We start from the raw sequence: 6,452 nt of genomic DNA, 5'->3' as shown, positions 1-6,452 counted from the left end.
AGCGCCCGTGGCTCCGGCAGCGGCGGCGCCGATGCCTGCGGCGCTGCCACCGGACACTGAGGCAGACACCGCCGGGGCGACGACGCGCATCAGCGCAGGCAGTACGAGGCCGGCCGCGGCCAGCAGCAGCATCGAGGAGACCGCCTCCATCATCGACGGCTGTTCTGTTCCCGAGCTGAGCCAGAACGCCACCAGATACAGCAGTGTTGCCACCGGCTTGAACAGCAGCGCCGCGACGACGAACCCGATCATCGACTTGAAGGCCTGCTTGCCGGTGCTCAGCGCGAACGACGCTGCCGCCAACGGCAGCAGACCCACCACCACCACCAGAAGGCCCTCGCGGATCACTAGCGCCAGCATCTGCGCCAGGGCACCCAGCAGCGCGAACACCACCAGGATCAATACCGCGGCCGGCCCGAGTCCGGTCTCCTCGTCGATGAGCGCGACCGCGTTGATCTTGGCCTCTGGATCCCCGCCCAGACCGTCGGTGAGCCACTGCGTCGAGACCAGGTCGGTGGCCATGTGCAGCGACATGATCACCGCCGGCAGCGCGGCCCCGGCGAGGATGAAGTTGAAGACGAGCTGCCCGACGTCCTCGAACCCATCACCCAATCCGCGGTTCCGGGCGACCGCCATCCGTGCCCCCGCAATGATCAGCGACACCACGAACAGCAGTACCTGCGCCCACAGCGTCAGGTTGAATACGCCCGCCACTGACGACTCGAAGTCTGCTCCCGAGAAGGGTGACTCCTTAATCCACATCGTCATGATCAGCGACAACGCCTGAGCATTTCCCTCCAGGAGGGACTTGACGAAGTCTCCGATCGGGTCGCCCCAGAAGCCGGACGTCACCGCCTCGATCGCATCGGTCGGATGAAGGGCTGCACCGGCGGTGTTGCATGCGCCAGAGACGACGCCGCGAGCGGGGGCGGTGAGCGTTTCACGCAGTCCGCCGGCCTGAGCCGACTCCCTCAGCCACTCATGGGCTCCGGTGCCGGCGAACAATCCGCCGTCGAGCACATCACCGTCGAGATCGCCGTTGCGGCAGTCCTCGTAGAACGACTGGAACTCATTCTGGTCCGTGTCCTGAGCAGCAGCCGGTGCAGCGAAGGCAACCGAGGCCAGGACCGCGGCTAGTAGCGCGATTGCGAGCTGCTTGAGGCGTGTCAGATCCACAGCACCCACGACCGATCCAGCTCTTCCAGGGGCGGCAGCGAGCGGCCGGAGACGATCTCCCACTGTTCGCCAGTCCACGACAGGGACACGCGCATCACCGGGTGTTCTGTTGCGCTGACGTCGATGGTGTCGACCTGGCCGACGGCCTCAGACACCGACGGCATCGCCGCCTCCACGGTGCAGAAGTCGGGCGAGCAGTGACTGAAGCGGAACCACCGGGGCGCCTGAAACCCCTCGGCTGCCTGCATCGCCCGCCCCTGGGTGGCCGCGCCACGTGTGCGCAGCTCCTCGAGCAGCTCCGGGTCTTCCGCGACGAGATCAGGCGCAAAGCGCTGCATGAAGTCGGCGTAGACCGGTCCCATCTCCAGCCCCAGACCGATGTAGTTGGCTGTGAGCAGTGCCGCGCCGACGGGAGAACGGGCGTACCCGGTCATCACGCCTCGCTCCACCGCTGTCGGGCCATCCGAGGACGAGACCATCAAGGTGGTCCCGCTCGGGACACGCTGAAGCGCTAGACCCGCTGGCGCCGCGACCGGCTCGGTCCCGCCGGGAAACGCGCCCGCCTGGCCGGTTTGTGCAACGGGCTCACCTTCGGGAGCGTCCACGACTGTCACTTGCCGGCCCACGAGGTCGCTGACCACCCGCCCTGGCTGCTCCGCAGGCGCCGTGGTCGGTGACGCAGTGGGCGTGGCCGGCGCGGGTGCCGCCTGGCCGCTTTGCTCATCGGTTCCGCTCATGGTGATGACCAGGACCAGCACCGTCAGAGCGACGATCAGCACCGCTGCGCCGCTGATCCATGCCTTCTTTGTCATTTGCTGTCCTCATCCCAGGTCGTGAAGCCGTCGAGGGCTTGGATCTCGGCCGCGTCGATGTCGTCTTCCTGCGTGGGAAGCACGAGCTTCCAGTCCGCCCCTGTCCACGCCACCTGCACCGGGTAGGCCGTCAGCAGGGGCTCCTGTTCTCCCGGCGCAGGCGGGGTCGATGTAGCCAGCAAGACGATCGCCTTCTCGGGCGAGTAGTCGGTGACCTTGAACGCGGTGAAGGTGGCGGCCACCGAGGGATCGACGGCGCCCGACACGCTCATCAGCACACGGGTTTGCGCCCACTGGTCCCGGCCGGGGCCGGGAGCGGTGACCGTGCGCACGACTTCGGGCCACGTGGAGTCGGGCGCCGTCGCCAGGGCTGCTTGCCCGTTCGCCGCCGCCAGAGCCGCGCCTTGCGGGGTATGGCTGTACCCCTGGGGCGGAGACGTTCGCGCCGGCCCGTCGGCGCGGGAGGTCGGCACCTTGAGTCCGGCTACGTTCCGCCACGTCAGATCGGCCGGGGCAGAAGCGGTGTCCACAACTGGCGGCTGCTCGGTCTGCTCATCGTTTGAGCAGGCGGTGTTCGCCGTCAGCAGCAGCGTTACCGCCGCAGCGGTGAGAACGCATCGCATCTTGGACAACAGGGGCTCCTTCTAGATGAATACGTCGGCGATGTGCCCGGCGGAGGCCACGATCAGGCATCCGAGGAGGACTTTGATCGTGATGGCCTGGATCGAAGGGCCGTACTGGTCGACTAGGCGGTTGTCGATCGTCAGCAGAGCCCCGATCGCCATAACGCCGGCGACCACGACGGCGGTGGCTCCCCACTTGACCCAGCCGACCGCCTGGGAGAACCGGGTCATCGCCTCGGCTGGAGGGCCGACAGGGCTGGTCGGAGGCAGCACTACCGCCGGGTCCTGCGCCAGCACGGTCACCACGTCGGTGAGCACGGCGGCTAGGAGACCAGGGCGTTGACGATGGGGCCGGCCAGCATGATCAGCAGGCAGCCACCGATGATCCGTGCGACCGTCGTCTGGACCTCGTCACCGTTGCCGGCCCGGCGAGCCATGATGAAGTAGGCACCGGCAGCCATTACGCCCATGACGCCGAGCGCGATGCAGCCCCACATGAAGTACGCCAGGGCGGTGTCGACCTTCTCACCGGCACCGGGGATCTCCATCGGCGACAGGTTCTCGCCGACGGCGATGATCTGCTCGGCCACCGGGGCGGCGGCGTGAATCGTCTCAACAAACATTGCGTTCTCCTTGGATCACAGAGGGGCTGGGCAGGGGGATCATTTGTCGGCGCGGCGCGTTCGCCACTGCTCGCCCGCGGCAGCGAAGACCTCCGCGGCAGCGGTGGCGACCGATTCCGGGACCGCGTCGGTGGGCGCTAGCGGACGGGCGAATCGCTTAGCCGGTGGCGGGGTGTAGTCCGGGGTCCACTGCGCCAGCTCGGTCGGCTCCGAGGTCAGCAGCTCGGGAACCCAGTCGATGTGCCAGCTCGCCCCGGCAGCGGCGGCGACGAGCTCGCGTCGGCGGGACAGTGTCAGGTCCGGTTTGCCGGGGGCTGCGGCGACGGTGACCAGGCCCAGCAGCGAGCAACCACCGACCTCTCCTGCCTGGTGCTGAAGGCACAGCCGGTGCGCTGCATTGAGGCCGACCGTGTGCATTCGTGCGACGACGACGACGAACGGCGCTTTCTCGGCGGACGGCCAGCCTCGCTGACTGTCTGCGGCCGGCGCCCACATGGATTCCAACGTCGACACCCCGGCACCGCCGTGGGCGCCGAGCAGCCAGATCACCGGGGTCCGGCTGTCGGCGGGGCGCGGAACGGGTGCGTCCCACACCGGTGCGCGATCCCCTTCGGCTGGCACAGCCAGCCACCCGGGCACAGCCTTAGATGTCGGGTGCGGAAGTTTGTGGGCGCTGGTCATGCTCGCCTCCTTCGTCTTGTCCCTTGCGGGCGTCACGCGGTCACCGAGGCCAGGGCCTCGGAGAGTCCGGCGATGTCGGCGGTCTGCGACTTCGCCGGCAGCTTGGACAGCTGGTCGTCCCCGGCTCCCGACCGGATCAGGGCCATGCGGTCGGCATCCGTGGAGTGGCTGATCTCGCTGACCGGCTCCATCCCCCGGGCAACGGCGAGGTCGTTGGCCGCGGCCAGCGCCCACTGCTGGGTGATCGCCGCCGGGGACTGCCCTGATGCCGTAAACGGGGTGCGGTCGTACATGCCGTGGGCGTCGATCGCGTTCCAGGTCTGGGTCTGGGTCGCCAGGTCGACCAGGCCCGTCGTGTCGGACACCGTGTGCTCGATCTCGCCGATCACCCGCTGCAGACCGGAGTCCACGGTTGCGGGAGTGATGACCTCAGACGCCGCAACAGCGAGCTGGCCCACCAGCACCGCTGCCGCCGCTGCCGGGCTCGCTGCGCCGGCCACCGCGATCTGCGCGATGTTCTCCGGCGTCAGGGTCTTCTTCGCCACGGTGATCGACGCTCCGAGCGCCATCCCGGCCAGCTTGGTCCCGGCTTCCACCAGCAGTGCGGTCGGATCGGTCGGGTTCTGCACCTGGGTCGGATCGGAGTAGCGCGCCATCCGCGACAGCGTGGTGTTGCCCCGGCTGGCCGGGGCGATGGTGAAACCACTTCCGTCGGAGTACTCCACGTCTTCGGCGATGGTCTCTGCGGCCGTGAACAGCACCGACTGCCCCGCCACGGTGGCGACGTTGACCAGCGCACGGATCGGGTCTCCCCCGGTCTCGCTCTGTCCGGCGATGTTGGCTACGACCTGGAACAGATCGGAGTCGGGCGGGGTGTCGCACGCCAGGTCTCCGGGGACGCAGAACGAGGCGACTCGATCGGCCACCGCACCAAAATCCGGTGCCGACGTGTTCGGGGAGATTCCGCGCCCCTCCGGCCGCGGAGCACCCTCGCCCACGCTGATCGCCGACACCGCCGCACCCTCCGTGCCCGGCACCGCCCCCGGAGTCGTCCGGGACGAGCCCTCCTGGAAGATCGGGGCGCCCTGAGCACGGGTGGGATCACTCATCAGCGCCGCACCGGCGAACTGCTCGGGAGTGACAGGCCCGGAGCCGGCGCCGATTTCTCGAGCCAGCGCCGAGGCGACCTGGGCGCCCTGGCTGTAGCCGGAGACGAAGATCTTGGTCTCCGGGCATCGCTCGATCGTCTCGGCGATGAGCTTTCGCCCGTTCTCTATGCCGACGGTGACGCTCTCGGCGTAACTCGACTGATCCTCTGAGGGGACGAAGCCTCCGAAGGATGCCGGGTACGGCACGTAGGTGCGGCTCATACGCGCCTGGCCATCGGCGTTAGCCGCTCTGACGGTGGGACTCACCACGCGAGCCATCCATCCCGTGTCCGCGTCGGTCTTGGAGTTTCTCGTTGACTCCGTCGTGCCGTTGATCGCCACGAGCTGCACCAGCGGGCACTCATCGCCCTCGGGCAACGCCACCTCCGAGGTCCCTCGAGACGAGGTCGGGACCGTAGCGGTTGAGGTCAAAGGTCGAGCCGTGGTGGCGGAGGGTGTAGCGCTAGCCGTGGTTTGCGCCTGGACCCCTCCCGCTTGGGCTGCCACTGCCAACGATGATGCCGTGATGACAGCGCCGATCCTTGCCACGTTCCCCGGCTTCATTCGCTGGCTCCTTCAGAGTTCTCTTCGATCGAGACGATCCGGACCTCCCCGTTTTCACGGGTGGTCGTCACGCGCTGGTAGTAGGTCGTTTCGCTGCCGTCAGGAGCGGTCTCGGTCAGCTCGACCACGGCGTCGTCGCCGTCGCGCTCGATATGCAGGCAGTGCGTTGTTCCCCGAGCCACTGAGTCGATGCCCTCCTGAAGAGCATCGAGATTGGTGATCGGTGAATCCTTCGCCAGCAGTGGCTTGATGGCGTCGGCGTCTCTGGCGACGTAGTAGGCGTGCTGGAAGGCCAGGACCACGCCGGCGGCGGACTCTCGGTCGCCCTTGCCGTTGCCCGACACTGTGGTGGCCGACTCGGAGGACTCGCACTCCGACTCGGCCACCACTTCGTCGCCACTCTGCGGTGCGGTGGTCGCCGTCGTGGGGACCGTCAACGTCGGGGAGGCCGACGTCTCGGAGCCAGACAAGAGCGACGACAGCAGCCACGCGCCGCCCCCGATCACTAGCAGCACCGCCGCGACCGTGCCGCCGAACAGGAGCTTGGTCCGCTTCCGGCTGCTATCGCGCGCCGGCGGGGCTTCGACAGCCGAGGGGGTGGCCTCTGCCTGGTCGAACCACTCGTCGTCGGACTCCGGGCCTCCGGCCACGGCTTCTAGGTGGCGGGGTCCGTTGCGGTCGTCAGCAGAATTTGACGACTCCGAAAACCACTCGGGCAGATCGTCGTCGCGGCTCATTTCCACTCCCCTCGATCGGTGCGGCGATCAGTACGCGGGATCAGTTGAAGTGGACCGGGGGAACGCCCGGGATGTTCAGGTTGTTGAT

7 protein-coding genes and 1 pseudogene are annotated in these 6,452 nt (G+C 68.0%); all 8 read right to left on the bottom strand.

Going from position 1 to position 6,452, the window contains the following annotated elements; translation table 11 throughout:
* Positions 1-1,176 (bottom strand): annotated as a pseudogene (locus G6018_RS01065) (hypothetical protein); the annotation flags it as partial.
* Positions 1,167-1,988 (bottom strand): hypothetical protein, encoded by an 822-nt coding sequence (locus G6018_RS01060; RefSeq protein WP_182638506.1) that lies wholly within the window; start codon positions 1,986-1,988, stop codon positions 1,167-1,169. The pseudogene G6018_RS01065 and the gene G6018_RS01060, both read right to left, overlap by 10 nt.
* Positions 1,985-2,620: a hypothetical protein gene (locus tag G6018_RS01055; protein ID WP_182638505.1), complete on the bottom strand. Its 636-nt coding sequence runs from the start codon at positions 2,618-2,620 to the stop codon at positions 1,985-1,987. The genes G6018_RS01060 and G6018_RS01055 overlap by 4 nt, the downstream gene beginning before the upstream one ends.
* A gap of 12 nt (positions 2,621-2,632) precedes the next feature.
* Positions 2,633-2,929, bottom strand: a complete 297-nt coding sequence (locus G6018_RS01050; RefSeq protein ID WP_182638504.1) for a hypothetical protein — start codon at positions 2,927-2,929, stop codon at positions 2,633-2,635.
* A gap of 5 nt (positions 2,930-2,934) precedes the next feature.
* Positions 2,935-3,234, bottom strand: a complete 300-nt coding sequence (locus G6018_RS01045) for a hypothetical protein (protein WP_182638503.1) — start codon at positions 3,232-3,234, stop codon at positions 2,935-2,937.
* A gap of 39 nt (positions 3,235-3,273) precedes the next feature.
* Positions 3,274-3,915 carry a DUF6668 family protein gene (locus G6018_RS01040; protein WP_182638502.1) on the bottom strand — a complete coding sequence of 214 codons (642 nt, stop codon included), beginning with the start codon at positions 3,913-3,915 and terminating at the stop codon, positions 3,274-3,276.
* Positions 3,916-3,947: 32 nt separating this feature from the next.
* Complete coding sequence (locus G6018_RS01035) at positions 3,948-5,447, bottom strand: cutinase family protein (protein ID WP_182638501.1); 1,500 nt, start codon at positions 5,445-5,447, stop codon at positions 3,948-3,950.
* 176 nt (positions 5,448-5,623) lie between these two features.
* Positions 5,624-6,364, bottom strand: coding sequence for a hypothetical protein (locus tag G6018_RS01030; protein ID WP_182638500.1), 741 nt, complete (start codon positions 6,362-6,364; stop codon positions 5,624-5,626).
* Positions 6,365-6,452 lie beyond the last annotated feature (88 nt).

It is taken from the genome of Dietzia sp. DQ11-44 (assembly GCF_014145205.1).
In the GTDB taxonomy this organism is placed as follows: domain Bacteria; phylum Actinomycetota; class Actinomycetes; order Mycobacteriales; family Mycobacteriaceae; genus Dietzia; species Dietzia natronolimnaea.
The sequence above is the reverse complement of the archived record's forward strand: the minus strand, read 5'-3'. Positions and strand labels throughout refer to the sequence as shown.